Below are 26614 nucleotides of genomic sequence, written 5' to 3'. Positions count from 1 at the left end.
CTTAGCGGAAACTTCGTCTTTCCTCTGTAAGAAATCGCTCAATAGATTTCGAACGTCCGATCGGAGGGAAAACGATGAACGAAACCATTCGCACGTTGCTGGCCAAACTCGGTGGCCTTCCCGTCGCCGTCGAGACGCTTGCAGACGAAGCTGACCTTTATGCCGCCGGCCTGTCGTCCTTCGCCTCCGTCCAGCTGATGCTGGGCCTCGAAGAAGCCTTCGACATGGAGTTCCCCGACCACCTCCTGAACCGCAAGTCCTTCGCCAGCATTGCCGCCATCGAGGCGACGGTCGCTACCATCGTCGGGGACAGAAAGGTCGCCTGATGGACCTCTCCTCCACATCGACGGACAAGAGCCTGAAGGCGCGCACGTCCCGCATCGCGGCCATCGCCGCGATGCATGCCGACGACGTCGACAAGGCCGGCCGCTTTCCGAAAGAAGCCGTGGACGCCATGAAGGCAGAGCGACTGATGGGAATCCAGATCCCCGTGGATTGCGGCGGCGAAGGTCGCTCCACCTCTGAGATCGCCGAACTCTGCACCATCATGGCCCAGGGCTGCGCCGCAAGCGCGATGATCTTCGCCATGCACCAGATCAAGGTGTCGAGCCTCGTCTCCCATGGCAACGATGCGTCCTGGCACCGCGACTTCATGCGCCGGATCTGCGCCGACCAATTCCTGCTGGGATCCGCCACCACCGAAGGCGGCATCGGCGGCAACCTGCGCAATTCGATTTGTGCCATAGAGGTTGACGGCAATCACTGCCGGCTGGAGAAGGACGCGACCGTCATCTCCTACGGCAAACATGCCGACGCCATCCTGATTACATCGCGCGCCCGCAAGGACGCCCCGCCGACCGATCAGGTAATGACGGTTTTCCTGAAAGACCAATACACGCTTGAGCAGACCCATGTCTGGGATACGCTCGGCATGCGCGGCACCTGCTCCGATGGCTTCCTGTTCAAGGGCGAGGCACCCGCAGAACAGATCCTGCCCAAACCCTTCGCCGAGATCGCCGCCCAGTCCATGCTCGCGAGTTCGCATCTGCTCTGGAGCGCGCTCTGGTATGGCATCGCCGTGGACGCCTTCACCAAGGCCCAGACCTTCATCCGCGCTGCCGCCCGCAAGGCGCCGGGCACCCAGCCTCCAGGCCTTGTTCAGCTAGCCGAAATGTCGAGCCAGCTTCAGGTGATCCGCTCCAACATCCAGTCGGGTCTCACCTCCTACGAGCAGGCCCTGAAAGATCCCGACCGTCTATCCTCGATGGGCTTTGCGGTTGCGATGAACAACGTCAAGATCGCCTCCTCCGAGATGATCCTGCCGGTCATACATCAGGCGCTCAGGATCTGCGGCATCATGGGCTACAAGAACGGCACGCCCTACAGCCTCGGCCGCCATCTGCGGGATGCGCATTCCGCCGAACTGATGATTTCCAACGACCGCATTCTCGGCAACTCGTCGACCATGCTGCTCGTGCACAAGCAAGAAACCGGATTGTTGGGGTAACCAAATGGATATGCAGGTGAGCTTTCTGGACCGCCTCTTCGAGAGCGGCCTTCTCATCGACACGGGCGTCGACGGCCTCTATGGCCGCAGCGGCCAGTTCGAAGACGTCATCGCCGCCTTTGAGCGCCTGATCGACAAGATCGGCGGCGCCGATGGCGCCGAGGCCATTCGTTTTCCGCCCGGCATGAACCGCGCCTATTTCGAAAAGAGCGGTTACATGAAGAGCTTCCCGCAGCTCGCGGGCACCGTGCATTCCTTCTGCGGCAATGACCACGACCACATGAGCCTGCTCCAGTGCATGGAAGAGGGCAAGGACTGGACGAAGGAGCAGAAGGCGACCGACATCGCGCTGACCCCGGCCGCCTGCTACCCGCTCTATCCGACCGTCGCCAAGCGCGGCCCGATCTCCATGGACGGCGGCCTCTTCGACCTGCAGTCCTACTGCTTCCGCCACGAACCGTCCAAGGATCCGGCCCGTCAGCAGCTGTTCCGCATGCGCGAATATGTCTGCATGGGTACCGAAGCTCACGTCACGACCTTCCGCCAGACCTGGATGGATCGCGGTGTCGAGATGATGAAGTCAATCGGCCTCGACGTCGAAATCGACGTCGCCAATGACCCCTTCTTCGGCCGCGCCGGCAAGCTGCTTGCCAACAACCAGCGCGACCAGAACCTGAAGTTCGAGTTGCTCATCCCGGTCACCTCGCAGGCCAACAAGACCGCCTGCATGAGCTTCAACTACCACCAGGACGCCTTTGGCCAGAAATGGGGCCTCTCACTCGCCGACGGCTCCGTTGCTCACACCGCCTGTGTCGGCTTCGGTCTGGAGCGCATTGCGCTTGCCCTCTTCGCCCAGCATGGCCTCGCCGTCGCCTCCTGGCCGGAAGCCGTGCGCAAGACGCTCTGGGGTTGAACCCGCAATGACATCGGTCTTCCCCGGCCTCGATCCGGAAAACTACGCTTCCCATGCGCTCCACAATCAGGAGCGCATGTGGCCGGAAACCAATTGCTATGTCGATCTCTGGATCGAGGTACTGGCCGCAGCAGGCTTTACCCCGGAAGCCATGCTCGGCTTCACGCTGACCCAGGATTTCGAAGGTGACCAGTTCACCTTCTTTAAGGTCCCGCTAGAGGATCTCGAAGAGCTCTATGACGTCAGGGTGACCGAGCTTGCCATCTTCGACACCGTCGAAAGCCACGTCGCCGAGCAGGTCGCCCGCGGCCGCCTTTGCCTCGTCGAGATGGACAGCTACTTCATGCCCGACACGCAAGGTGTCGGCTACCGGCAGGAGCACGGCAAAACGACCGTCGGCATCAACCGGCTGGACATGGCAAACCGGGTCATGGACTATTTCCACAACGGCGGCTTCTTCCGCCTTGGGGGCGAGGATTTCGACGGCGTCTTCCAGCGCAATCTTCCTGAAGGCACCCTGCCCTTCCTTCCCTTTACCGAATTCGCCAAATTCCCGAAGACACAGTCCTCGAGCGCGCACCAACGGACAACGGCGACGGCTCTCCTGCGCCGCCATTTCATGCGCCGACCCGACAAAAATCCAATTGCCGAATTCGCCTCCGTGTTCCCGAAGCAGGTCGAGGCGGTCGCCGAACGCCCCTTTGGCTATTTCCACAAATACGCCTTCAACACGCTGCGCCAATTCGGCGCCAATTTCGAACTGCTGGCAAGCCATCTTGCCTGGCTAGATGAGAAAGCGCATGGGAACGCCATTGCCGAAGCGCTGAAGATCAGCGAATGCGCCAAGACCGTTCAGTTCCAGCTAGCCCGCGCGGTGACCCGCAAGAAATTCGATCCGCTGGCAACCGCCCTTGATCCGGCCATTGCGGCCTGGGAGCGGCTGATGGATGATCTGGGCCAGAGGCTGACGTGAGGACTGAGACATGACGGGGACGATCTATCTGGGGGCGGATACACGTCCTCTGGAGCACGGCTGGACCCTCATGGTGACGGAAGCGGGACGTTACGCTGTCCCATCAGACCTTCCTCGCGCTGCATTCCACATTCGCGCTTCCGTGCCCGGAACAGCAGCCGGCGCACTGACCGATGCGGGCCTTTACGATCCGGCCAATCCAAGCCCCCTGCATGACAAGGATGTCTGGTATCTGCGCTCTCTGGCAGGGGAGACGCCCGGCTCTGCAATCCTGCGCTTCGAAGGTCTCGCGACCATCGCAGATATCTTCGTCAACGGCGCATTGCGGCACGCAAGCGTCAGCATGTTCGAACCCTTCGATCTCTCGCTCGACCTCTCAGGCGACGACGAACTGGCGATCTGTTTTCGCGCGTTACAGCCCCATCTGGACCAGAAGGGGCCAAGGGCACGCTGGCGCCCACAGATGATGGACCATCAGGGACTACGTCTCGTCCGCACCACCCTGCTCGGCCACATGCCAGGCTGGTGTCCCGAGATCCATCCCGTCGGCCCCTACCGGCCGATTTACCTCATTCGTCCGTCGCGCGACGCGGTCTCCGGTCTGCGCATTCGAGCCGATCTCGACGATTTCGGCACCGGACACCTGACGGTCGAACTGCAGGAACAGACCGGCGCAGAGATGGCGATCCTCTGCTGTGGCCGCACGGCCCAGCTCGAGAGGAAGCCAGACGGGCGCATGACGGCGCGCCTTGAACTGCCTGCCGTGGCCGCCTGGTGGCCGAGAACCCATGGCGAGCCCACACTCCACGATGTAACGCTGGCGATAGACGGACGCATCCACCCCCTCGGACTTGTAGGCTTTCGGCGGATCGAGGTGGACCACGACGAAGACGGCAAGGGCTTCGGGCTCAAGGTCAACGGTGTGCCGGTCTTCTGCCGCGGCTCCGTCTGGACCAGCGCCGACCTCCTGCGACTGTCGGGCTCCGCAGAAGCCTATGCGCCTTGGCTCGCTCTGGCCGCCGAAGCCAACATGAACATGATCCGCATCGGCGGAACCATGACTTATGAGAGCGCCGACTTCTTCCGCCTTTGCGACCGACTGGGCATCATGGTCTGGCAGGACCTGATGTTTGCGAATTTCGATTATCCCTTCGCCGACGAAGCCTTTGCGACACGCGCAAAGACCGAAGTGGCAAGCCTCCTCGGCGAGCTTCAGGGCCACCCCTCGCTGGTCGTTGTCGCTGGAGGCAGCGAAGTCTTCCAGCAGGGTGCCATGCTCGGGCTTCCGGACCGCATTTGGAAAGGCGCATTCTTCACCGAGACGCTGGCTCAGCTCGTCAAGGACTACCGCCCGGACGTGGCCTACGTCCCCAACTCACCCTATGGCGGCAGCATGCCATTCGCTCCGAATGAGGGTGTCACCCACTACTACGGCGTCGGCGCCTACCAACGCCCCCTCGAAGACGCCCGACGCGCCAATGTCCGCTTTGCCGCAGAGTGCCTTGCCTCTGCGCATGTTCCGCAGCAGCGCACTCTCGACGCTCATCTGCAGGTATCCCCGGTACATGATCCCCGATGGAAGGCGCGCGTCCCCCGTGATCGCGGCGCGTCCTGGGATTTCGAGGATGTGCGAGACCACTATCTCGGCGAACTTTATGCCGTCGAACCCGCGCGACTGCGCCGGGAAGACCCGGCCGCCTATCTTGACCACGCCCGTGCCACAACGGCGGAGGTCGTCACCGAGACCTATGCCGAATGGCGCAGGACTGGATCCTCCTGCCGCGGCGCGATCACCTGGACTTTCCAGGACATTCAGGCGGGCCCCGGCTGGGGCGTAATCGATGCAACGGGAGAGCCGAAATCCGTCTGGTATGCCTTGAAGCGGGCCTTCCGCCCGATCCAGGTGCTCCTGTCAGACGAAGGAACCAACGGGCTTGATATCCACGTCATCAACGAGATAGCCGCAAGCCGAAGCGTGACGCTCGAGATTGCCTGCCTGCGCGACGGCGCTCAGCCGGTGATATCGGCAAGCCGGGCGATGTCACTGGACGAGCGATCGGCCCATCTGATCGCAGCCACCGATCTGTTCGGTGCATTCTTCGACACGACCTATGCCTATCGCTTTGGCCCACCATCACACGACGTGACCGTGGCAAGATTGATCGACAGTGAGGGATCGGTCGTCTCGGAAGCCTACCATTTTCCGCTCGGGCGCCATGCGGCGAGGCATGCCGCCCGCATCGAATACGACTTTCATCGGATCGATGGCGTCTGGTGGATTGGCCTGACGACGAACCAGTTTGCCCAATCCGTGCACCTCGATTTCGAGCATTTCCGCCCCGAGGACGACTGGTTCCACCTGGCGCCCGGACGCACGAAGCGTATCAGGCTCCATCCACGCGAGGGTGCCGATCAGTCCCGGCGGCCTGAGGGCACACTCCGCCATCTCGGCAGCCACTCGATCCTGACACTCTCTTGAACGGGCCTCGCAGCCTGCGTGTTCTACGCAGAATCAAGCGTCGGTAGCGTGGAAAAGCTGTGCGACCACTTCTTCCCACGTCAGGATGTCAGACGTATCGATCGAGAAATGGTCCATGACCTTCGCACGCTCGAAGGCTTCCCGCATTGACGCCGGATCATCGGGTTCGTAGGCACACACATTGTCGCGACCGGCGGCTGCAAAGCGCGGCGCCACGATCGGCAAATGGCAATAGCTGTATTGGATCATCTTCAGGCTGGACTGACTGAGATAGTCCGCGCCGGCGCCCGGCCGATAAGGTGCAATCCCGATATCGGCGAACTTGATGAAGGGCACGATCGTCCCGAACGAGACTTCTCCATGCACCACGATATTGCCCCGGGGCTGCATAGGCTGGGCCTTTTTGCCGAAGAGGTGGAAGGTCCAGTCCGGATTGGCGACAGCCAGCGTCTCGATGAGACCGGCGTCGAACATCATGTCGCCGACGCTGATGGCATGACGCTCACCTTGGTAGGGACTGACGGCTGCCTCATCGAATAGCGTCTTGCTGATCCCGTGCGGCACGAAAACGACACGATCCTGGGAGGCGAAATCGGCCCGCATGGCCTCCGCCATGATCCGGATCCGGTCATAGAGCGGCAGTGTCCTGTTCAGCTCTTCGATCACGCAGGGATGTACCCGGATCGTCTCCAACCGATCCGCGGCATGGTAGATGAACTTGGCCTTCGGCGCATGCTGCCGCAGATAGCGCGTCAGCAGCGGTGAGGGCCCGCTTTCGATGACGATGTGGGAATACTCGGACAGGCGATCGATAACCGCCTTCGGCAGGAAATGGCCATATCGCCTGTAGATCGGCGAGACCATCGCGTTGAGCCAGCCGAAGCGCAGGTTGACCGGATGAAACGGTGCAAACCAGACGAACTCCTCGAGCCGCTCGTCAAGGCGAAACCAGGTGTTGATGGGGCGCGTCAGGGCATGCTTGTAGCGGCCGTCGCGAATGAAGCGGCTGATCGGGCTTAAACGGCAGATCAGGAAATCGACGGCGGCACCTTCCGCGCGCAACTGATCCGACATGAAATGAAGGTCGACGCGGCGCGGCGCATCGGCGAAGTGATGACCTGAAACGACGAGTATCCGCTTGGACGAGGATTTCATCACGCAAACGCCTCCTGAAATCGCGGTCCGAGAACCTCGCGATATAGAGCAATATGCTGATCGCAGACCCCGTCCCACCCGTGCTCTGACGCTCCCGAAATCATCTGCGATCGAAGCGCAGGAGAGCTTAAGAGACGCTGGAACGCCGCTTCTATGGCTGACGCGGCAAGCTCGGAGCGGGAGAAGTCGGTGACGACAACGCCCTGATGGCGGGTAGCGAGTGCCTGATAGGCTTCGTTGCCGTGAAGCACAGGCACCAGCCCGGCGCTCATAGCTTCGACGGCGACGAGTCCGAACCCCTCGTACTCCGAGGCCGAGACAAAAAGCGAAGACCGCGCCAGGACTTTGCGCACGTCATCATTGCTAATGCCAACATGCAGACGGATGACATTCTCAAGCCCCCGTGCCGCAATCGCCTCACGCAGGTCCGCTTCTGTCTGGTCAGAAGGAGAGCCGATAATGTCGAGCTGCCAGCCCGGCGCCAAGTCTCTGAGAGCAGCCATGGCCTCGATCAGGCGGTCGAGCCGTTTGTTTACCGAGAACCGCCCGATCGTCACCATCCGGCGCACCGGCGCTTCGCTGGCGAGCCCTGCAAATTTACCGATATCCACGCCGTTTTCGATCAGGCGCACTTTAGCGCCGGCAATCGGCTCGAACATCCGCAGATCAGACTGGCTGCAACAGACGAGCGCGTCGTATCCCCATCCCGAGGCACGTGTTGCCGTGCCGAACCAGAGTTTCTTGATCGCCGCGTAGTTCTTCGTATGGAAAAAGCCGCCATGCGTAGTGGCGATGAGCGGCTTGCGGTGAAACGGGCGCGACAACGCGAGCGCATCGTAGAAAAAGTCGATGCCATGCACATGCACGAGATCCGCATCGGCAATGTGCCGAAAGACCTCGGGCGCCAGTGGGTAACGGCTGCTGCCATGCCAGGGGATACGCACCACCTCCACACCGTCGATGATCTCGGACGTGGGCAAAGCGACATCAGGCGCCTGAAACAACCGGTCGAGCGTCACCACCCGCACCGCAAAACCGCGCTCGACCAGTGAACGGCTCAGATTGGACACAACGTCTTCGAGACCACCCCGGCTCGGCGTGTATTGACGCACGATCTGCACGATCCGCGTTCCCCTGCCGAAACCTGGGACGCTCCTCGGCCGTGACGCGTTCATGCTTTCCATGCCGCACCTTCATTCTGGGTAGCAACGGTCGATTTCATGCGCTCTGCCTAACGGAAAACCGTTAAGGTCACGTTTTCACACCCGTTCTGGCTCGAGGGCACGCCTGAAGTTTTCTGCATCGGCCACATGGCAACGGCGAAGATGCGCCTTCGAAAGACGCAATGGGAACGAGGTTTTGCTTTTCCTGCCCTAATCTCTGGCCATCGCAAAGGAAGGGGCTCGCATCGACGAATGCCGACCGCCTTTGGAGGACGATAACAATCAGCGATGCTGCACGCTTCCGATCGTGCCGGACATGCGCTAGAGACACGGCGCCCGCGCCACGCCGAGGAGATGAGAGAACCGATGACGAGCTATGTATTGACCGTATCCTGCCAGTCGACCCGCGGCATCGTCGCTGCGATCTCGGGTTACCTCGCCGAGCAGGGCTGCAACATCGTCGATAGCTCCCAGTTCGACGACCTCCACACCGGCCAGTTCTTCATGCGCGTCTCCTTCATCTCGGAGGAAGGCGCCAATGAAGCCAAGCTCGAAAAGGGCTTCCTTCCCGTCGCCGAGAAGTTCGGCATGAACTGGAACCTGCATGACGCCGCCAAGCGCATGAAGGTGCTGTTGATGGTCTCGCGCTTCGGCCACTGCCTTAACGATCTGCTCTACCGCTGGAAGATCGGCGCGCTGCCGATCGAGATCGTCGGTGTCGTCTCCAACCACTTCGACTATCAGAAGGTCGTCGTGAACCACGACATCCCTTTCCACCACATCCCGGTCACCAAGGCGAACAAGATTGAAGCCGAAGCCCGGATCATGGATCTGGTCGAGCAGACCGGCACCGAGCTGATCGTGCTCGCCCGCTACATGCAGATCCTGTCCGATCAGATGTGCCAGAAAATGTCCGGCAAGATCATCAACATCCACCACTCCTTCCTGCCCTCCTTCAAGGGCGCGAACCCCTACAAGCAGGCCTTCGAGCGCGGCGTGAAGCTGATCGGTGCGACGGCCCATTACGTAACCGCCGATCTCGACGAAGGCCCGATCATCGAACAGGACGTCGCCCGCATCACCCATGCGCAGTCGGCAGACGATTACGTCTCGATCGGCCGCGACGTGGAAAGCCAGGTGCTGGCGCGGGCCATCCACGCCCATATCCACCACCGCACCTTCATCAACGGCAACCGTACGGTCGTCTTCCCGGCAAGCCCGGGCTCCTACGCCTCAGAGCGCATGGGCTAAGCATTGCAAGGGCGTCGGAAACGGCGCCCTTTGTCTTTTCCTCCAACGGTTCTGCGGGATAGACGCCAAGCAACGCTCTGCTAATCTCCCGTCATGATTCCCCTGGGAGGAAATGTATGGCTGACTCGGCTCTGCTCCAGCGCACCGAACTGCCGCGCCCGAACGTCTCGCTGGCCGATGCCAAGATCATCTTCAACGACTTCTATGGCTTCAGCGGCGAGATCCGGGAACTTGGCAGCCAGCAGGATCGCAATTTCCTCATCGATACCGGCAACGAGCGCCTCGTCCTGAAGGTCACGCGGGCCGACTATCCGCAGCACGAACTGGACGCGCAGAACCGCGCGATGGACCATCTGCGCAATCTCGATATCGGCTTGCGCATTCCCGAACCGATCCCCGCCCTCACGGGTGAATACATTCCGCAGATCGAGCTCGGTGAGGAATTCTACTGGATCCGGCTGCTCTCCTACCTCGACGGCCAGCCGCTGACGCGTCAGAAATATCTAGCGCCAGACGTCGTCGCCGCATTCGGCGACATCGTTGCGCGCGTCGCAACCGGACTGAAGGACTTCCGTCACGCAGGCCTGGAACGCGACCTGCAATGGGATCTGCGCCGCGCTGGCCCCGTCGCCCTGCATCTCCTCAAATCCGTGACGGACCAGAAGCAGCGCGACCGGATCGCCAAGGCCATGATCATGGCTGTAAAGCGCCTCCAGCCGCTCGCGTCCGAACTGCGCATGCAGGCGATCCACCACGACATCACCGACGACAATGTTGTGGCGACGCCCAATGCCTCGCGGCGCCTTATGCCGGATGGTGTCATCGACTTTGGCGATGTCCTCTATGGCTGGCTGGTGGCCGACCTCGCCGTCACCTGTGCAGCTCTGCTCCATCATGCCGACGGCGACCCCTTCTTCATCCTGCCCGCCGTCAAGGCCTTCCACGCACGCTATCCGTTGAACCAGGCGGAGCTGAAGGCACTCTGGCCCCTGATTGTCGCCAGGGCCGGCGTTCTCGTCGCCAGCAGCGAGCAGCAGCTCTCGATCGATCCGGACAACGACTATGTTCTGGGCAATATCGACCACGAGCGAATGATCTTCGAGGTCGCGACCTCGGTCCCCTATCCGCTGATGGAAGCGGCTATTCTCGAGGCTGCGGGAGCGCTTCCCGAAGCACCGGACGTCACGGTCTCGCACACTCTTCTGCCATCGTTGAACCCTGCGGACTTCCGGCTGACCGACCTGACGGTGACAAGCCCGGATCTGCCGCGCGACAGCTGGGCCGACCAGGAGATCGACTGGAAACTTCTCGCCCGCGCTGCGATGGAGACCGGCATTGCCTCGACCCGCTACGGCGAACATCGCCTGTCCTACACCAAGCCTCTCTCGCAGACGCCACCGGCAACCTTCGCGCTTCACATCGACGTCTGCCTGCCGGGAGGCACGGAGGCCTTCGCACCCTTCGATGCAATCATCATGCTCGACGGCCATCACCTGATCCTCTCCACGCCTGATCTCTGCCTGCATCTCGATGGCATCGACTGCAGCCTGGAGGACGGAGCGAGCATCAAGGCCGGCGATGCGATTGGCGCTGTTGCCGGGGCCGCTGGCGGCGTCGGAGGCCTGCGCATCCAGCTTTGCCGCGATCCGGATCTGGTTCCCCCGCTCTTTGCCAAACCGCAGCAAAGCGCCATCTGGCGAAGGATCTGCCCGTCGCCTTCCCGCCTGCTCGGCGTCGGCATCGATGCCCCGGCACCGGAGAGCGAAAGCCTCCTGGCACGTCGCCACAAGAGCTTCGCCAAGCCTCAGAAAAACTACTATGCCGATCCGCCGCAGATCGAGCGCGGCTGGAAGGAACACCTCTTCGACGTCAAGGGCCGCGCCTATCTGGACATGGTCAACAACGTCACGATCCTCGGTCATGGCAATCCGCGCCTCGCGGAAGCAGTCGGGCGCCAATGGGGCATGCTCAACACCAATTCGCGTTTCCATTACGCCGCGGTTGCCGAGTTCTCCGACCGGCTCGCCTCTCTGGCACCGGAAGGCCTGGACACGGTATTTCTGGTGAATTCGGGCTCGGAGGCCGTGGACCTCGCTCTGCGTCTCGCCTGGGCCCATAGCGGCCACCGCAATATCCTGAGCCTCTTGGAAGCCTATCACGGCTGGACGGTCGCAAGCGACGCGGTCTCCACGTCGCTCGCAGACAATCCACGCGCGCTGGAGACGCGCCCCGATTGGGTTCACCCGGTACTCTCGCCAAATACCTATCGCGGCCAGTATCGCGGCGACGGATCGACCCAAGGCTATGTTCAGGCAGTTGTCGAGAAGATCGCAGAGATCGAGGCGCGTGGCCTGCATCTCGGCGGCTTCATCGCCGAAAGCGTCTACGGCAATGCCGGCGGCATTCCCCTGCCCCCTGGTTATCTTCAGGAGGTCTACGCTCTGGTGCGCGAACGCGGCGGCCTTTGCATCGCAGATGAGGTGCAGGTCGGCTATGGGCGCCTCGGTCACCACTTCTGGGGCTTCGAGCAACAAGGCGTCGTTCCCGACATTATCACGGTCGCCAAGGGTATGGGGAACGGCCAACCGCTCGGCGCCGTGATCACACGCCGCGACATCGCCGACAGCCTGGAGAAGGAGGGCTATTTCTTCTCATCCTCCGGCGGCAGCCCCGTCAGCTGCGTTGTCGGCATGACGGTCCTCGACATCATGCGCGACGAAAACCTGCAAGCGAATGCCCGGGATGTCGGCGATTACCTCAAGGCCCGCCTCGAAGCCCTCGGCCAACGCTTTCCGATTGTCGGCGCCGTCCACGGCATGGGCCTCTATCTTGGCCTGGAATTCGTCCGCGACCGGGAGACCCTGGAGCCGGCAACCGAGGAAACGGCCGCGATCTGCGACCGGCTGCTTGATCTCGGCGTCATCATGCAACCGACAGGCGACCATCTTAACGTTTTGAAAATAAAGCCGCCGCTGTGCCTGACGCCGGAAAGCGCCGACTTCTTCGCGGAAATGCTGGAAAAGGTACTTTCCGACGGCTGGTGATGAGCTTTGCATACACTACCATTCGCCTAACAGATGGTCGCGAAAGCGCTCCATGACGTAAAGGAAACGCAAAGCCCAAATCTGGGTAGACTAAATGGCGGCTTCACAGGGTTTTCAAGAGTGGTCTATCTTCGGACAAAAGTAAGCCGAAGGAATACCCATGCCCATCCTGCCGGAGCAAATCTCCACCCAGCTGTTGATCTGGGCCGTAGCTCTGTTCATCATCAAGCACCTGGCGGCTGACTTTCTTCTGCAGACCGGCTGGATGGCAAAGGGCAAGGAGCGCGTCGACGGCTGGTTTGCGCCTCTTCTCGCCCACATCGCGGTGCATGCCATCGGCACGCTTCTGATCGCTTTGCTTCTCGCGCCGCAGATGGCATGGTTGGCATTGGTGGACCTGATCGTCCACGGCCTGATCGACAAGAGCAAGACGCAGATCCAGCATCGTTTCCGCTTCAAGGTCGAGCAGGCTGCCTATTGGTGGCTCCTCGGGGTGGACCAGACCCTCCATCACCTGACCCATCTGGCCTTCGCAGTCTGGATCGCAGCAGCCGCAAGCGGCACTTGATCGCGAGGTTTCAGCTCCGCGACAATTCGCGAACGATCCATTCGCGAAACGCGACGAGCGGCGGATAGGCAGCCCGTTCACGCGGGAAGGCGAGATAGTAGCGCTGAGCACTCGGCATGGGCCTGTTCACTGCCGGAACAAGCTCCCCGCGCTTGAGCTCCTCCTGAATGAGAAACGTCGGCAGGAGCGCGAGACCCAGGCCGCCGATCGCCGCCTGTGAGGCCGTGGCGAATTGGTCGAACAGCATGCCATGCACGCTTTCGAACGCGACCCCCGTCTCCGTGAACCACCGCTCCCAAGCATCAGGACGTGTAGTCAGATGCAAAAGCGGCACATGAAGCAGGTCTGACGGCACCTCGATCCCATGCGCGCGCTTGAACTCCGGACTGCAGGCGGGAACCGTTTCCTCCTGCATCAGCAATGTCAGCTCGGCGCCCGGCCAGATGGCATCACCGAAATGGATGGCGGCATCGATCGAATCCAGGCGGAAGTCAAATGGAGACAGCCGCGTCGCGAGGTTGATCGTGATCCCGGGATTGGCTGCAAGGAACTGCCCCAAGCGCGGCGCAAGCCAGCGCGCACCGAAGGTCGGCAGGATTGCGAGGTTCAACGTTCCACCATGCGGATTGGCCCGCAGATTGAGCGATGCGCTCGAAATCCGGCGGAGCGCCTCGCGGATCTCGCGGGCATAGCTGTCGCCGGCGACCGTCAACCGTATGGTCTGCCTCTCGCGCAGGAAGAGTTCGACCTCGAGTTGGTTCTCAAGCGCCTTGATCTGGCGGCTCACCGCACTCTGGGTGAGGTCGAGTTCACGCGCGGCAGCCGTGATGCTGCCCGTCCGGGCTGCGGCCTCGAAGGCGGTGAGCAGGGAAAGCGACGGAAGGAAGCGACGCGCAGGCAGCATGATACCAAGTCTCGATTATAGGGACCTATAGGATGGCTTATTGCAGGCGTCTGGCTAGGCGCGGTGCGCAGGTCGATGCTCTCGCATCGGCCAAGCGACGCAACAACGCCAGAGGCCTACAATAAGCCACCTCCGGTCGGCTTCCCGCCCGTTCTGGCGTCGTCGAGTTCCTTGACCGATGCGAGAGCATCGCTCTTCGGATCTCTCCTAGCCAGCACGACCGGTCGAGCCGATCCTATGGGTTCCTATAATTGAGACTTGGTATTAGTCATGCCTTTTCGGAATGATCTCTTGAGAATTTATCGCTGGAATGGGGTAGAACGGTCTTCTAGAAATCACAAGACAGTACGAGGCGGAATGATATCGGACAGGACCCATGTCCGGATAGCCGGCCTCGGATCCATTGAGAGACCGGGGCCACACCATGCTGAACGATCCTCGCTCCCACGGACTTTGGGAAAAGACGGCCCCTGCTGCTCCGCAGACAACACCTCTGCAGGGTCCAGCTAGAGCAGATGTGGTCATTGTCGGCGGCGGCTATACCGGGCTTTCCGCAGCACTCCATCTGGCGGAAGCAGGCACAAGCGTCATTCTGCTGGAAGCCAAGGAAATCGGCTTCGGCGGCGCGGGCCGTAACGTCGGCCTGATCAATGCCGGCATGTGGGTGATGCCCGACGATTTACCTGGTGAACTCGGCCCGGTCTATGGCGAGCGCCTGCTTGATCTGCTCGGCAACGGGCCACGCACGGTCATGGATCTGATCGACCGGCACGGGATCGAATGCGAACTGGAACGCTCAGGCACGCTGCACTGCGCTGTGGGCCCCGCAGGTCGCAAGGAGATCGAGGCACGCGCCGAGCAGTGGCAGCGTCGCGGCGCGCCGGTAGAACTGCTCGACGAGGCGGAGACCGAGCACAAGATCGCCACGCGCGCCTACCAGGGCTCGCTGCTCGACCGCCGTGCCGGCACGCTGCAGCCACTCGCCTATGTCCGTGGCCTTGCCCATGCAGCACAGAAGGCCGGAGCGGTGCTTCATACCGCAAGCCCGGTCGAAGCTTATGACAAGACGGCCGATGGCTGGCGGGTCAGCACAGCAGAGGGCACTGTGGATGCGCAGTGGATCGTCGTCGCAACCGATGCCTACAGCCACGGCCCCTTTGCTGCCGTGCGCGAAGAGCAGGTCCATCTCCCCTACTTCAATTTTGCGACCACACCCCTCAGCGACAACCTGCGTAAGTCGATACTGACGGAGCGTCAGGGCTGCTGGGATACGAAGGAGGTTCTCTCCTCCTTCCGCATGGACAAGGCGGGCCGTATGGTCTTTGGCAGCGTCGGCGCCCTGCGCGGCACAGGCCTTGGCATCCATCGCGCCTGGGCACAACGCGCACTGAAAGCGATCTTCCCGCAGATCGGCGACATCGCCTTCGAAAGCGAATGGTATGGCCAGATCGGCATGACCACCAATGCGCTCCCGCGCTTCCATAAGTTTGCGCCCGGCGTCATCGGCTTCTCCGGCTACAACGGCCGCGGCATCTCTCCGGGCACCGTCTTCGGCAAGACCATCGCGAGCCACATCCTCGGCCAGATGTCAGAGGAAGAACTGCCTCTGCCACTCACGGATCCCCACGCACCGGCCTTCCGCACCCTGAAGGAAGCATGGTACGAGGCCGGCGCCCAGGTGGCGCATCTGACCGGCGCACGATTTTGAACGAACAAGAACCAGGTAGACCTGACGGAAGGACCACCATGACCCTCGCCACTCTCAATTTCTCCGCCGAAACGGCAACGCTGATGGCAAGCTTCGGCGTCGACGCCAAGGCGCTGACCGGCGGCACGCTGTCGGTTCGCTCGCCGATCAACGGCGAAACCATCGCAGCCGTCGCCGAAATCTCCGCCGACGACACCCGCAAGGCCATCGAAGCCGCCCACAAGGCCTTCCTCGACTGGCGCCTCGTGCCCGCCCCGCAGCGCGGCGAATTGATCCGCCTGCTCGGCGAAGAACTGCGCGCCGCCAAGACCGAACTCGGCCGCCTCGTCTCCATCGAAGTCGGCAAGATCACCTCGGAAGGCCTCGGCGAAGTCCAGGAAATGATCGACATCTGTGATTTCGCCGTCGGCCTGTCGCGCCAGCTTTACGGCCTGACGATCGCCACCGAACGCGCCGAACACCGCATGATGGAAACCTGGCATCCGCTCGGCGTCACCGGCATCATCTCGGCCTTCAACTTCCCCGTCGCCGTCTGGTCCTGGAACGCGGCCCTCGCGCTCGTCTGCGGCAACTCGACGATCTGGAAGCCTTCGGAAAAGACGCCGCTCACCGCCATTGCCACCCATGCGATCTTCGAAAAGGCCGTCAAGCGTTACAACGCGCAAGGCGGCAAGGCGCCGGCCAATCTCGCGACGCTGCTGATCGGCGGCCGTGACATCGGCGAGATCCTCGTCGATCACCCGAAGGTCCCACTGATCTCGGCAACCGGCTCGACCGCCATGGGCCGCGCCGTGGGCCCACGTGTCGCTGCCCGTTTCGGCCGCTCGATCCTCGAACTCGGCGGCAACAATGCCGCCATCGTCGGACCGACAGCCGATCTCGATCTGACGCTGCGCGGCGTCGCCTTCTCGGCCATGGGCACCGCCGGCCAGCGCTGCACCACGCTGCGTCGTCTCTTCGTGCATGAAAGCGTCTACGACACGCTGGTGCCGCGCCTGATCAAGGCCTATGGCTCCGTCACCATCGGCAACCCGCTGGAAGCCGGCAACCTGATCGGACCGCTGATCGACAAGGGCTCCTACGAGCGCATGCAGCACGCACTGGAAGCCGCCAAGGCGAACGGCGGCAAGGTGCATGGTGGTGAGCGCGTCCGCTCTGACGAAACAGCCGACGCCTTCTACGTGCGCCCGGCCCTCATCGAGATGCCGGACCAGTGCGGCCCGGTCGTCGAAGAAACCTTCGCCCCGATCCTCTACGTCATCAAGTATGCGAACTTCGACGATGCACTGGCGCTGAACAACGACGTTCCCCAGGGCCTCTCCTCGTCGATCTTCACCAACGACATCCGCGAAGCCGAAGCCTTCGTCTCAGACCGTGGGTCGGATTGCGGCATTGCGAACGTCAATATCGGCCCGTCGGGTGCGGAAATCGGCGGCGCCTTCGGTGGCGAGAAGGAAACCGGCGGTGGCCGTGAGTCCGGCTCGGACAGCTGGAAGGCCTATATGCGCCGCCAGACCAACACCGTGAACTACGGTCGTACCCTGCCACTCGCCCAGGGCGTCAAGTTCGACATCGACTAAAACCAAAAAGGCCGGCGGTCATCCCGCCGGCCTTTCCTAATTCTATGGCTGCCACTCAGCGAAGATTGAAACGCACCGGGGCCGTAATCGTCTTGTTCACCCCTTCCGGCGGTGCCGGAACCGGGGAAGCCGCCCGCACCATGTCGAGCACGGCGCTGTCGAGGGTCGGATAGCCCGAGGACCGCGACAGCGATACCGACAGCACATTGCCGGAATCGTCGATCCGGAACCGCACATAGACGGTCCCCTCTTCCCGATTGCTGCGCGCCGCACTTGGATAGCGCTTGCGGCGCTCCAGATGTGACATCAACCGCGACTGCCATTTTGCCGGCGAGACACTGCGCCCGGCCCCATTGGCCGCTGCAGCCGCCGCATTGCGGTTCGACTGGGCAACCTCCGCCTTGGCAGTCCGGGCCGCCTGCGTTGCCGGCGGCTGAACCTGCTTCTTCACGACCTTCTTGGGCGCGGGTTCTTTCTTCTTCTCGACCTCCGGCTTGGGCACCGGCGGACGCATCATCGGGATTGGAACCTCGACGTTTTCAAGTTCGGCCAACACCATCTGCTCAATCGGATCGATCTCCGGCACGGGTTCCGGAAGAGGTTCCGGTTCGATCAGCGGCGGCGGCTCCGGCAGGGCCTCTGCCACCTCAGGCTCCGGCTCGGGCTCCGGTGGCGGAGGTTCAGGCAAGGGCTGCTCGACAGGTTCCGGTATCGGTTCCGGCAAAGGCTCGCTGGTCGCAGTCTTCACCTCCTCGGAGTCGACCTGCTCCGTGGAGATCTCATTCTCTTCGGTAATGACGGCTTCGGGCTCTGGCGCAAGCTCGATCATGATCGCCGGCGGCGGTCCACTGTCGGCGATCGCCATCTCCGGCTCCCGCAGGAGAACCGCGACGGCTCCCGCATGTGCGGTCGCAATCAGGAGGCCGGCCGTGGTCCACAATAGCCCCTCGCCGACGACACGCCTCGTGGAGCGGGGCTCGATCATGGCGCGCTCTCCACGCCAGCGGCCGGCGCTGCAGCCGCGTCTGCGGGTGCCGATGCCGCAGGCATACTCTCCAGCCCGACAAGAGCGATTTTCAAATAACCGGCGTCCCGCAGCAGGTTCATGACCTCCATGAACTTGCCATAGTCGACGGTCTTGTCGGCACGCAGGAAGATGCGCGCGTCCTTGTTTCCTTCGGTCATCCGGTCAAGCGACATGCCGAGCGCCTCGCGGGGCACGGTGTCATTGCCGAGAGAGAGGCTCATGTCCTCCTTCAGCGTCACGTAGACCGGCTCGTCCGGACGCTCGGCGGGCTTTGCCGTCGACGCCGGCAGATCGACATTCACATCCACCGTCGAGAGCGGGGCAGCGACCATGAAGATGATCAGCAGCACCAGCATCACGTCGATGAATGGCGTTACGTTGATCTCGTGGTTCTCGACGAGATCGTCGCCTGAACTGTTTTCCCTGATACCGCCGGCCATCTGCTCACTCCGCCGCCATCGACATAGCCTGGGTCGCCTGGGCGATCCGGGCACTCTTGCGGAAATCGAGATCACGGCTCACCAGCCGTTCGATGCCAGCGCCGGCATCGGCCAGCAGCTGTCGGTAGCCGGTCACCGAGCGGGCGAACACGTTGTAGATGATGACAGCAGGAATGGCGGCCACGAGGCCCACAGCAGTCGCGAGCAGCGCCTCGGCAATGCCGGGGGCAACGACGGCGAGGTTGGTAGTCTGAGTCTCGGCAATGCCGATAAAGGAGTTCATGATGCCCCAGACGGTGCCGAACAAGCCGACGAAGGGCGCCGTCGAGCCGATGCTGGCGAGCACGCCGGTGCCGTTCGACATCTGGCGACCTGCCCTCGCTTCAATACGGGCAAGCGCGGAGGCCACACGCTCCTTCACGCCGTCACCACCGACCTGATCGATCGCGGCATCCGACAGGCTCATCTCGTGCTGGGCGGCGCGCACCATGGTCGCCACGACGCCACCACGGTTTTCAAGCGATTGCAGGGCATCGCGCAACTGGCGCGCCTGAGTGACAGCCTTCAGTCCACGCTTTGCACGGGCCCGTGCGCCGAAGAGCTGCAGCGACTTGGCAAGCCACACGGTCCACGTCAGGACAGACGCGAGCGCGAGCATGATCATGACAGATTTGACCACCCAGTCGGCGGCCATGAACATCCCTTCCGGCGAAAGATCATGCGGCATGACCTTATCCGCAGCTTCGGGCGCTTCCTGAGCGAGAGGCGACACCGGCTCGGCCGGGGCGGCATCAGTGATGGGCTCAACCGGGGCAGCCGCCGTCGGTGCCACAGCAGGCGTGCTCGGCGCGGAAGGGGCCTGCGTGGTGGCAGGAGCGGCCTGAGCCTCGACGGCTGCCGGCTGGGTCACAACCGGATCAGTGGGCGGAGCGGAAGTCGCAAGCGATGCCGGGGCGGTTGCAACCGGAGCCGTCGATGTGGCCGGCTGCGATGCAACGGCCGGCGCCTCCACGGGAGAGACAGACTGCGAAGGCGCAACCGCCGGAGCAGGCTGGGCAGGAACGACCCGAGGCTCCGTCGCAGTCGGCGCCGACTGCTGGGCAAATGCAAGGGAAGCCCCGAGAAGAAGGGGAAGCAGAACGCCAAATCGCTTGAGCGAAGGTCCCGAATGAGTGAGCGACATTGGGAGCTCCTTGTAAACTGATGATGAAAACCTGGCGCCGTAGCCGCACCAGTACGCTGCCTTCCCCATATAAAACTTGATTAATCGTGACAAGTAATAAAACAACCAGCGCGCGGTTTTCCCGCAACCGTTATCGACCAGCGAGCATCAACCGCGCTGTCGTTCCCGCTCGTAGAGTTCGGTCACGTCCTGACGGCGGCAAAGCTCGGTCCCGGGCGTCATGACCGCTGCCGCACCGGCAGCCTGAGCGAAGCGGAAGGCCTCATCGATCTCGAACCCCTCCGAGAGCGACCAGACCATGCCGGCCACGAAACTGTCTCCGGCACCGGTTGCCGAATTGACCGGCACGTCGATGGCCGGCAGGCGGATGATCCGATCGGACGACGCAAGCACGGCACCGTCGCCGCCAAGCGTGACCGAGATATGCTCTGCAGCGCCCGTGTGAACATAGGCCTGGGCGGCCGCCCCCACTTCTTCGTGCGACAGCTTGCGCCCGAGGAAGGCCTCGAACTCTCCGAGGCTCGGCTTTACGAGGAACATCTTCGATCGGGACAAAGCTTCTGCGAGCGACGGACCGGATGTGTCGAGAACGAAGCGCGCGCCCTTCTTCCTCACGATATCAGCCAAGCGGACATAGGTGTCATCATGGGCGCCGCGCGGCAGGCTGCCGCTGGCGACGACATAGTCCGCATCGCTCGTGGCAATCGCTTCGAACACCGGAGCAAGTTCCGCCTCGGTCACCAGGGGGCCTTCCGGCACGAAGCGATATTCGAGGTTGGTCGAGGTCTCGTGAACCGCATAGGCGACACGAACAGGATCGTGAATCTTGAATGTCCGTTCCACGATCGGCAGAGGCCTCAACATCGCCTCCAGAAGCTCCCCCGTCGCGCCACCCGAAAGAAACATCAGCTCGCAAGTGCCGCCCAGCGTGGCGATGACGCGGGCAACATTGATGCCACCGCCACCAGGAAACTGTTGCTGGTTGTGTGTTCGGGTCTTGTGCGTATGGCGCACGACCTCCGCATCGCTGGAGATATCGATTGCAGGATTGAGCGCGAGGCAGAGGATTTTTGTCATCGAATGAACCAGTCGCTGAAGAGGAGATTTGAATACTGCAATATCGATGCGACAGATCTAGGACGCGCAGGCGTGTAGCCGCAACCCGGTCGTTAGGCGCACGTTCTCGATCAGGACGGGCGCACTTTCACCGCATGTGCGAAAAGCTGAACACTGAGATCGCAGTCCGGGGATTGTCTTTGGCTCTCGAGACATTACCTTCGCTGCGCGTCCACCCAGGAAAGAAAACAGCAGCCATGTATACCGGCATCGTGCAGACCGTCGCCCCGATCAAATCCGTCGTCCGCCACGACGGCTATACCACGTTCTTCATAGAGCTTCCGGAACGGTTGATGGTGGATTTGCAAATCGGCGCCAGCGTTTCGGTTGAAGGCGTATGCTTGTCCGTCACCTCGATGACCGGCAACACCGTCACGTTCGACGCCATGGACGCGACGCTGGAGCGCACCAACCTCGGCACGATCAAAACGGGCGATCCTGTCAATATCGAACGTTCGGCCAAGCCGACCGATGAAAACGGCGGGCACAATATTGCCGGTCACATCGCAACTACGGCAGAACTTGTGGCAGCGAAGATGGAAATGCCCGGCGCATTCATTCGTTTTCGTGTGCCGGAAGAATGGGCGAAATATGTCTTCAAGCGCGGCTATCTCGCCGTAAACGGCGCGAGCTTGACGGTCGCGGAGGCTGAAGACGATACCTTCACCATCAACCTCATCCCCGAGACGCTCCGCCAGACAACTTTCCCCCGTTACAAAGCCGGTGACGCCCTCAACATCGAGGTCGATCATCAGACCATGGTTATGGTGGATGTTGTCGAACGCACGCTCGAGCGGCTGATGTCCAAGCGCAGCTGATCTGCGCGCTCGATCAATGGCGGCTATGTGAACCGAGTTGCGGCACGTCTTTCATCAGGGCAACCAGCACCTGCCGGTAGTCTGCGGGTTTCGGCGCGCAGAGCGCCTGCGGGATACCATTCTCTTCGATCTCCTTGATCGCCGAGCCTGAGACGATCCGGAACGGAATGCCGCTGCGGCGCAGCCGCTGAACAATCGGCGTAACGTCACCGTCACGCACCTTGAAGTCAAGGATCGCACCAGAGACGTGTTCCGTTTCGAGGATCTCCAGGGCATCACGGACGGTTTCCGTCGTAATGACGTTGACGCCAGCACGCGCAACAGCGTCGGCTGCGTCCATGGAAATGAAGACGTCGTCCTCGACGATGAGGATCGTATCGATTGCTAGAGCCTGTCCTGGTCTCATCTTCGTACTCCCTTTGCGACCACAACGCCCTCAACCGGGGTTTGTTCAGATTTTCTTAAATTGCCAAACAACATGGTAAACAATGTGTTAAGCCGGTTACTTCGTTCCAGGCTGACAAACTCGTGACCGTCGCGCATGGTTCCCACATCTGTGCAGCTACATGCGCCCGTGGAACATCCAGAATAGTGCAGCGTTACTCCGCCAACTCAAATCTGGAGAAGTGTCATGCAGATCATCAGCACCGAAGTCACAGAAGCGAACGGCGCCACCGAGGGCTTCCTCGTTGAATTCCTGGGCGACGGCGGTGAAAGCGTTTCCGTGCGTCTCGCACAGTCGGAGAGCGGCGGTCTGAGCCGGGATAACGCTTTGGCCAAGGCCCAGGTGGTTCTGCTGCAGGCCAGCCGTTTTGGCCTGTCGGAAGATGGCGGAGATGAAGCTTCGTCTGATAAATCCGAGCCGAGCGACGCCGTCGAAAGCCTGCGTCAGGAGCAGGAAAGCCGTGAGCGCGGCGGCAGCGCCCTGCAGGAAGGCCTTGAAGACACCTATCCGGCAAGCGACCCGGTCTCGGCGACCTATACCTCGACCGCAGGCACCACCGAAAACAAGCACTGAACAAAGGCGGCGGGCACCAACAGGTGCCCGCCGATCGTCAAATGCCATCAGAACTGACGACGTTCGGTACGCCGACCACCCTCGAAATTTCCGCGATCATCGTGCGACTGCTGATAGCACTGGCCTGCGGCGCCGCCGTGGGCTTCGAGCGCGAGTGGCGCGCGCATGCGGCCGGCCTACGCACACACATTCTCGTCTGCCTGTCCGCTGCGATCGTCGCCATCCTCACCATCGAGATCACCCACCACGCAGCATTTTCCAGTGACGCCGCACGCTTCGACCCCATCCGTCTGATCGAAGCAGTGACCGCTGGTGTCGCGTTCCTGGCCGCAGGGATGATCGTCTTCAACAAGGGGGAAGTCAAAGGCCTGACAACAGGTGCAGGCCTCTGGTTCGCGGGGTCGATCGGCCTCGCTTGCGGGCTGGGCTTCTGGCAGATCGGTCTGATCGCGACAATGTTCGCAGTCGCTGTCCTCTTTCTGATTCACCGGCTGGAACGTCACCTGCCGCTGCCGCCGCGCGACACCGACTGACTTCGGCTAGGGGGCGGTGCCAGCCACCCATCACCGCAGCAGGCTTTGGCCTCCATCGACCCAGATTGGCGTACCCGTCACATGTCGGGACGCTTTCGACGCAAGAAACGCAATCACTTCGGCGACGTCTTCGATCGTGCCAGCCTCGCCGCCGGTCAGCGGAATGTCACCTTCCGGAAACTCGACCGGGACCTCCGTCTGCCGCTTCTTCCGCATGCTCGTATTGTCGTCGATCTCTGTCCCGATGGCACCGGGACAGATGGCATTGATGCGAATGCCGTGCCGGCCAAGTTCGAGCGCAAGCTGCTGCACCATGGCGAGCTGCGCAGCCTTGGTGGCAGAATAGGCGGTCGCGCCCGGGGTGGTGAAGGTGCGCGTCCCGTTGATCGACGAAATGACGATGATCGATCCACCGCTCTTCTTCATGTGGCGCACGGTGTGATGCAGGGTGAGGTAAGTCCCGCGCAGATTGACCGCGATCGTCTTGTCGAATTCGTCGGGCTTCAGATCTTCGATCGGCGCCCAGGTTCCGTTGATGCCTGCATTGGCGACGAGAATATTGAGGGCTTTGCGTTCGCTGATTAAACGGTCGACGGCCTCGGCCATCTCGTCTTCCCGGCTCACATCGGCAAGCAGCACCATGCCCTCGCCGCCAGCCGCACGGATTTCGGCGAGTGTCTCTTCAAGCTCGTCCTCCGTCCTGCCCAACAGGCCGACATAGGCACCGCCCCGCGCCAGCGTGAGCGCCGCACCCTTTCCGATACCAGACCCAGCCCCCGTCACCAGTGCCGTTTGGCCCTCGAATTCAGCACCGCTCATTTCTGCTTCTCCACATGTTCGGGCTTGTTCGCGCGCTTGGTGGAAGCGAGTTCTTCGAGCTCCTTTTCGGTCATGCTCTTTTCCATGCTGCGGGATGCCCCCTTCAGATCGGAGACCTTGGCTTCGCCACGCTTGGCCGCCAATGCAGCGCCCGCAGCCTTCTGTTGTGCTTTCGATTTCGCTGGCATTTCGCATCTCCGCTCGTCTTTCAGCTTTCATATGGTGCGGCATGAAAACAGGTGAATGGAGGGAAAGTTCCTGACGGCTCGGCGCACCGGAACAAAGGCGGGCGGTTGCGAATTAAGCTGCGCAACTCCAGACATCAGAGGATCAGATGGACGCCAAGAGCACGCATTTCCATGTCACGCCGGGCCAGTGGCACCAACTCGGCGCGTGCTTCGATGGGGAGGGTACCAACTTCGCTCTCTTTTCCGCACATGCCGAGCGTGTCGATCTCTGCCTGTTCGACGAAAGCGGCAGCGTCGAGATCGCCCGCATCGAGCTTCCGGAATACACCAACGAAATCTGGCACGGCTATCTGCCGGGCATAAAACCGGGACAGCTTTACGGTTACCGGGTGCATGGCCCCTACGATCCTGAGAATGGTCACCGCTTCAACCCGAACAAACTGCTGCTCGACCCTTACGCGCGCGAAATCGTCGGAGACTACGCCTGGTCGAATGCGCATTTCGGTTACGACCTGGATGCGGAAGAGAAAGACCTCTCCTTCAACACGCTGGACAGCGCGTCCTGCTCACCGAAATGTCGCGTGATCGATCCAGATGAGAGCCGGATTTCGAACAGCTTCACGCGCATTCCATGGGCAGAAACCATCGTCTACGAGACCCACGTCAAGGGCTTCACCAAGTTACATCCGGCGATCCCGGAAAACCTGAGGGGCACATTCGAAGGCCTCGGCCACAAGGCAGCCGTCGACTATGTGAAGAGCCTCGGCATCACGTCGATCGAGCTTCTGCCCGTGCATGCCTTCCCCGATGATAGCCACTTGATGGACAAGGGGCTGCAAAACTACTGGGGCTACAACACCATCGGCTTCTTCTCCCCCGCGAGCCGCTATTATGGACCGAAGGGCCTTATCGGCTTCCGCGACATGGTGCGCGCCTTCCACGATGCCGGCATCGAGGTCATTCTTGACGTGGTCTACAACCACACTGCCGAAGGCAATGAGCTGGGGCCGACGCTCTCCTTCAAGGGCATCGACAACTTCTCCTACTACCGCACCCTGCCGGACCAGCACCGCTACTACATCAACGACACCGGCACCGGAAACACGGTCAACACCTCCCATCCACGGGTTCTCCAGATGGTGATGGACAGCCTGCGCTACTGGGCTGAGGAAATGCATGTCGATGGCTTCCGTTTCGACCTGGGTACGATCCTTGGTCGCGAACCCGATGGCTTCGACCAGCGCGGCGGCTTCTTCGACTCCGTTACGCAGGATCCCGTTCTGTCTAAAGTCAAACTGATCGGTGAGCCTTGGGATATCGGTCCGGGCGGTTATCAAGTCGGCGGCTTCCCGCCAGGCTGGGCCGAGTGGAATGACAAGTACCGAGACTCGTCCCGCGAATACTGGCTAAATGCCGACAACACCTCCCAGGATTTCGCTGCCCGCCTCCTGGGCTCCGGCGACATCTACGATTTGCGCGGTCGCCGCCCTTGGGCGAGCGTCAACTTCATCACTGCCCATGACGGCTTCACGCTGAACGATCTGGTTTCCTACGACCAGAAGCACAACGATGCCAATGGCGAGGACAACAACGACGGCCACGACCATAATCGCAGCCACAACTACGGCCATGAAGGACCGACCGACGACGCGGAGATCAACGCGATCCGCGAACGCCAGAAGCGCAACTTCCTGGCGACGTTATTCTTCTCGCATGGCACTCCGATGCTGCTCGCCGGCGACGAGTTCGGTCGCTCGCAGATGGGCAACAACAACGGCTATTGCCAGGACAGCGAAATCAGCTGGCTGCACTGGGAAGACCTGCCGGAGTCCTGCGAAGACCTGAGGGAATTCAGCAGCCGTGTGATTGCGCTGCGCAAGACCCAGCCCCTGCTGCGTCGTGAGAGCTGGCGCGACGGCACCGTCATCGACTGGTATAATGTCGGGGGCGGCCACCAGGAGGCGGAGCATTGGCTCGATGGCAACCCGCTGGCGCTGAAACTCCAGCGTCAGGATCTCGAAACCGAGAAAGGCACCTGGCCGGAAGTTCTTATGCTGTTCAACCCGGTTGGGGAGGACATTGATTTCAGCCTTCCCGACACCGGCGGCGGCAACTGGCTGCTGGAGCTGAGCACGTTCGACGTCGAGCGGCACGGCGATGTCGCCGAGGAAGGCAAGCCTTTCCGCCTTGAGGCAAGATCTCTCGCGCTCTTCCGGCGTGCCTGATA

24 protein-coding genes are annotated in these 26614 nt (G+C 61.7%); 14 read left to right on the top strand and 10 right to left on the bottom strand.

Annotation, left to right across the window (positions count from 1 at the left end; translation table 11 throughout):
* Positions 1 to 74 precede the first annotated feature (74 nt).
* The 5 genes from AC02Y0_RS00280 to AC02Y0_RS00260 are packed head-to-tail and all read left to right on the top strand — an operon-like array spanning position 75 to position 5872.
* Positions 75 to 326 carry an acyl carrier protein gene (locus AC02Y0_RS00280; RefSeq protein WP_102021760.1) on the top strand — a complete coding sequence of 84 codons (252 nt, stop codon included), beginning with the start codon at positions 75 to 77 and terminating at the stop codon, positions 324 to 326.
* Positions 326 to 1507, top strand: coding sequence for an acyl-CoA dehydrogenase family protein (locus AC02Y0_RS00275; RefSeq protein ID WP_476381481.1), 1182 nt, complete (start codon positions 326 to 328; stop codon positions 1505 to 1507). Before AC02Y0_RS00280 ends, AC02Y0_RS00275 begins: the two co-directional genes overlap by 1 nt.
* Positions 1508 to 1511: 4 nt before the next feature.
* Entirely contained in the window at positions 1512 to 2420 is a 909-nt protein-coding gene (locus AC02Y0_RS00270) for an amino acid--[acyl-carrier-protein] ligase (protein WP_476381479.1), read from the top strand.
* Positions 2421 to 2427: 7 nt separating this feature from the next.
* The gene (locus tag AC02Y0_RS00265; protein WP_476381477.1) at positions 2428 to 3393 is read left to right on the top strand and encodes a DUF1839 family protein; all 966 of its coding nucleotides are present in this window, start codon (positions 2428 to 2430) and stop codon (positions 3391 to 3393) included.
* A 10-nt stretch (positions 3394 to 3403) separates the two neighbouring features.
* On the top strand, positions 3404 to 5872 hold the full coding sequence (locus tag AC02Y0_RS00260) for a glycosyl hydrolase 2 galactose-binding domain-containing protein (RefSeq protein WP_476381475.1): 2469 nt from the start codon (positions 3404 to 3406) through the stop codon (positions 5870 to 5872).
* A 33-nt stretch (positions 5873 to 5905) separates the two neighbouring features.
* On the opposite strand, the gene AC02Y0_RS00255 is transcribed toward AC02Y0_RS00260, so the two are convergent.
* Together AC02Y0_RS00255 and AC02Y0_RS00250 are read right to left on the bottom strand one after the other, a co-directional pair.
* On the bottom strand, positions 5906 to 7027 hold the full coding sequence (locus AC02Y0_RS00255; protein ID WP_476381473.1) for a GumK N-terminal domain-containing glycosyltransferase: 1122 nt from the start codon (positions 7025 to 7027) through the stop codon (positions 5906 to 5908).
* Entirely contained in the window at positions 7027 to 8211 is a 1185-nt protein-coding gene (locus AC02Y0_RS00250; RefSeq protein ID WP_476381471.1) for a glycosyltransferase family 4 protein, read from the bottom strand. The genes AC02Y0_RS00255 and AC02Y0_RS00250 overlap by 1 nt, the downstream gene beginning before the upstream one ends.
* Positions 8212 to 8556: 345 nt before the next feature.
* Here AC02Y0_RS00250 and purU point away from each other — a divergent pair, with 345 nt between their 5' ends.
* The 3 genes from purU to AC02Y0_RS00235 all read left to right on the top strand — a co-directional run bounded on the left by purU (position 8557) and on the right by AC02Y0_RS00235 (position 13053).
* Positions 8557 to 9441 (top strand): formyltetrahydrofolate deformylase, encoded by an 885-nt coding sequence (gene purU / locus AC02Y0_RS00245; RefSeq protein WP_102021767.1) that lies wholly within the window; start codon positions 8557 to 8559, stop codon positions 9439 to 9441.
* Between the two features lie 116 nt (positions 9442 to 9557).
* Positions 9558 to 12485, top strand: coding sequence for an aminotransferase (locus AC02Y0_RS00240; RefSeq protein ID WP_476381469.1), 2928 nt, complete (start codon positions 9558 to 9560; stop codon positions 12483 to 12485).
* 160 nt (positions 12486 to 12645) lie between these two features.
* Positions 12646 to 13053, top strand: coding sequence for a DUF3307 domain-containing protein (locus tag AC02Y0_RS00235; RefSeq protein WP_476381468.1), 408 nt, complete (start codon positions 12646 to 12648; stop codon positions 13051 to 13053).
* 10 nt (positions 13054 to 13063) lie between these two features.
* Here the strand turns inward: AC02Y0_RS00235 and AC02Y0_RS00230 are convergent, their stop codons facing one another.
* Positions 13064 to 13957, bottom strand: a complete 894-nt coding sequence (locus AC02Y0_RS00230) for a LysR family transcriptional regulator (RefSeq protein WP_476381466.1) — start codon at positions 13955 to 13957, stop codon at positions 13064 to 13066.
* 424 nt (positions 13958 to 14381) lie between these two features.
* Here AC02Y0_RS00230 and AC02Y0_RS00225 point away from each other — a divergent pair, with 424 nt between their 5' ends.
* On the top strand, positions 14382 to 15665 hold the full coding sequence (locus AC02Y0_RS00225; RefSeq protein WP_476381464.1) for an NAD(P)/FAD-dependent oxidoreductase: 1284 nt from the start codon (positions 14382 to 14384) through the stop codon (positions 15663 to 15665).
* Positions 15666 to 15703: 38 nt separating this feature from the next.
* Complete coding sequence (amaB, locus tag AC02Y0_RS00220) at positions 15704 to 17245, top strand: L-piperidine-6-carboxylate dehydrogenase (RefSeq protein ID WP_476381462.1); 1542 nt, start codon at positions 15704 to 15706, stop codon at positions 17243 to 17245.
* A 55-nt stretch (positions 17246 to 17300) separates the two neighbouring features.
* On the opposite strand, the gene AC02Y0_RS00215 is transcribed toward amaB, so the two are convergent.
* The 4 genes from AC02Y0_RS00215 to AC02Y0_RS00200 form a co-directional block, all read right to left on the bottom strand.
* Entirely contained in the window at positions 17301 to 18230 is a 930-nt protein-coding gene (locus tag AC02Y0_RS00215) for an energy transducer TonB (RefSeq protein WP_476381460.1), read from the bottom strand.
* Complete coding sequence (exbD, locus tag AC02Y0_RS00210; protein ID WP_476381459.1) at positions 18227 to 18712, bottom strand: TonB system transport protein ExbD; 486 nt, start codon at positions 18710 to 18712, stop codon at positions 18227 to 18229. Before exbD ends, AC02Y0_RS00215 begins: the two co-directional genes overlap by 4 nt.
* Positions 18713 to 18716: 4 nt before the next feature.
* Entirely contained in the window at positions 18717 to 19895 is a 1179-nt protein-coding gene (exbB, locus tag AC02Y0_RS00205; protein ID WP_476381458.1) for a tonB-system energizer ExbB, read from the bottom strand.
* A 147-nt stretch (positions 19896 to 20042) separates the two neighbouring features.
* On the bottom strand, positions 20043 to 20972 hold the full coding sequence (locus tag AC02Y0_RS00200) for a 1-phosphofructokinase family hexose kinase (RefSeq protein WP_476381456.1): 930 nt from the start codon (positions 20970 to 20972) through the stop codon (positions 20043 to 20045).
* 134 nt (positions 20973 to 21106) lie between these two features.
* Here AC02Y0_RS00200 and AC02Y0_RS00195 point away from each other — a divergent pair, with 134 nt between their 5' ends.
* Positions 21107 to 21829: a riboflavin synthase subunit alpha gene (locus tag AC02Y0_RS00195; RefSeq protein WP_476381454.1), complete on the top strand. Its 723-nt coding sequence runs from the start codon at positions 21107 to 21109 to the stop codon at positions 21827 to 21829.
* A 13-nt stretch (positions 21830 to 21842) separates the two neighbouring features.
* Here AC02Y0_RS00195 and AC02Y0_RS00190 read toward each other — a convergent pair whose 3' ends face one another.
* Positions 21843 to 22235 (bottom strand): response regulator, encoded by a 393-nt coding sequence (locus tag AC02Y0_RS00190; protein ID WP_476381452.1) that lies wholly within the window; start codon positions 22233 to 22235, stop codon positions 21843 to 21845.
* A 225-nt stretch (positions 22236 to 22460) separates the two neighbouring features.
* Here AC02Y0_RS00190 and AC02Y0_RS00185 point away from each other — a divergent pair, with 225 nt between their 5' ends.
* Together AC02Y0_RS00185 and AC02Y0_RS00180 are read left to right on the top strand one after the other, a co-directional pair.
* Entirely contained in the window at positions 22461 to 22847 is a 387-nt protein-coding gene (locus AC02Y0_RS00185) for a hypothetical protein (RefSeq protein ID WP_476381450.1), read from the top strand.
* 41 nt (positions 22848 to 22888) lie between these two features.
* The gene (locus AC02Y0_RS00180) at positions 22889 to 23380 is read left to right on the top strand and encodes an MgtC/SapB family protein (protein ID WP_476381449.1); all 492 of its coding nucleotides are present in this window, start codon (positions 22889 to 22891) and stop codon (positions 23378 to 23380) included.
* A gap of 30 nt (positions 23381 to 23410) precedes the next feature.
* On the opposite strand, the gene AC02Y0_RS00175 is transcribed toward AC02Y0_RS00180, so the two are convergent.
* A complete protein-coding gene (locus AC02Y0_RS00175; protein ID WP_476381448.1) occupies positions 23411 to 24199 on the bottom strand; it encodes an SDR family oxidoreductase in 789 nt (262 codons plus the stop codon).
* Positions 24196 to 24387: a DUF3008 family protein gene (locus AC02Y0_RS00170; RefSeq protein WP_476381446.1), complete on the bottom strand. Its 192-nt coding sequence runs from the start codon at positions 24385 to 24387 to the stop codon at positions 24196 to 24198. The genes AC02Y0_RS00175 and AC02Y0_RS00170 overlap by 4 nt, the downstream gene beginning before the upstream one ends.
* 146 nt (positions 24388 to 24533) lie before the next feature.
* Here AC02Y0_RS00170 and glgX point away from each other — a divergent pair, with 146 nt between their 5' ends.
* Positions 24534 to 26612 carry a glycogen debranching protein GlgX gene (gene glgX, locus AC02Y0_RS00165; protein ID WP_476381445.1) on the top strand — a complete coding sequence of 693 codons (2079 nt, stop codon included), beginning with the start codon at positions 24534 to 24536 and terminating at the stop codon, positions 26610 to 26612.
* The last annotated feature ends 2 nt before the right edge of the window (positions 26613 to 26614 follow it).

This window comes from Allorhizobium sp. nf9_anc (genome assembly GCF_056323085.1).
The sequence above is the reverse complement of the archived record's forward strand: the minus strand, read 5'-3'. Positions and strand labels throughout refer to the sequence as shown.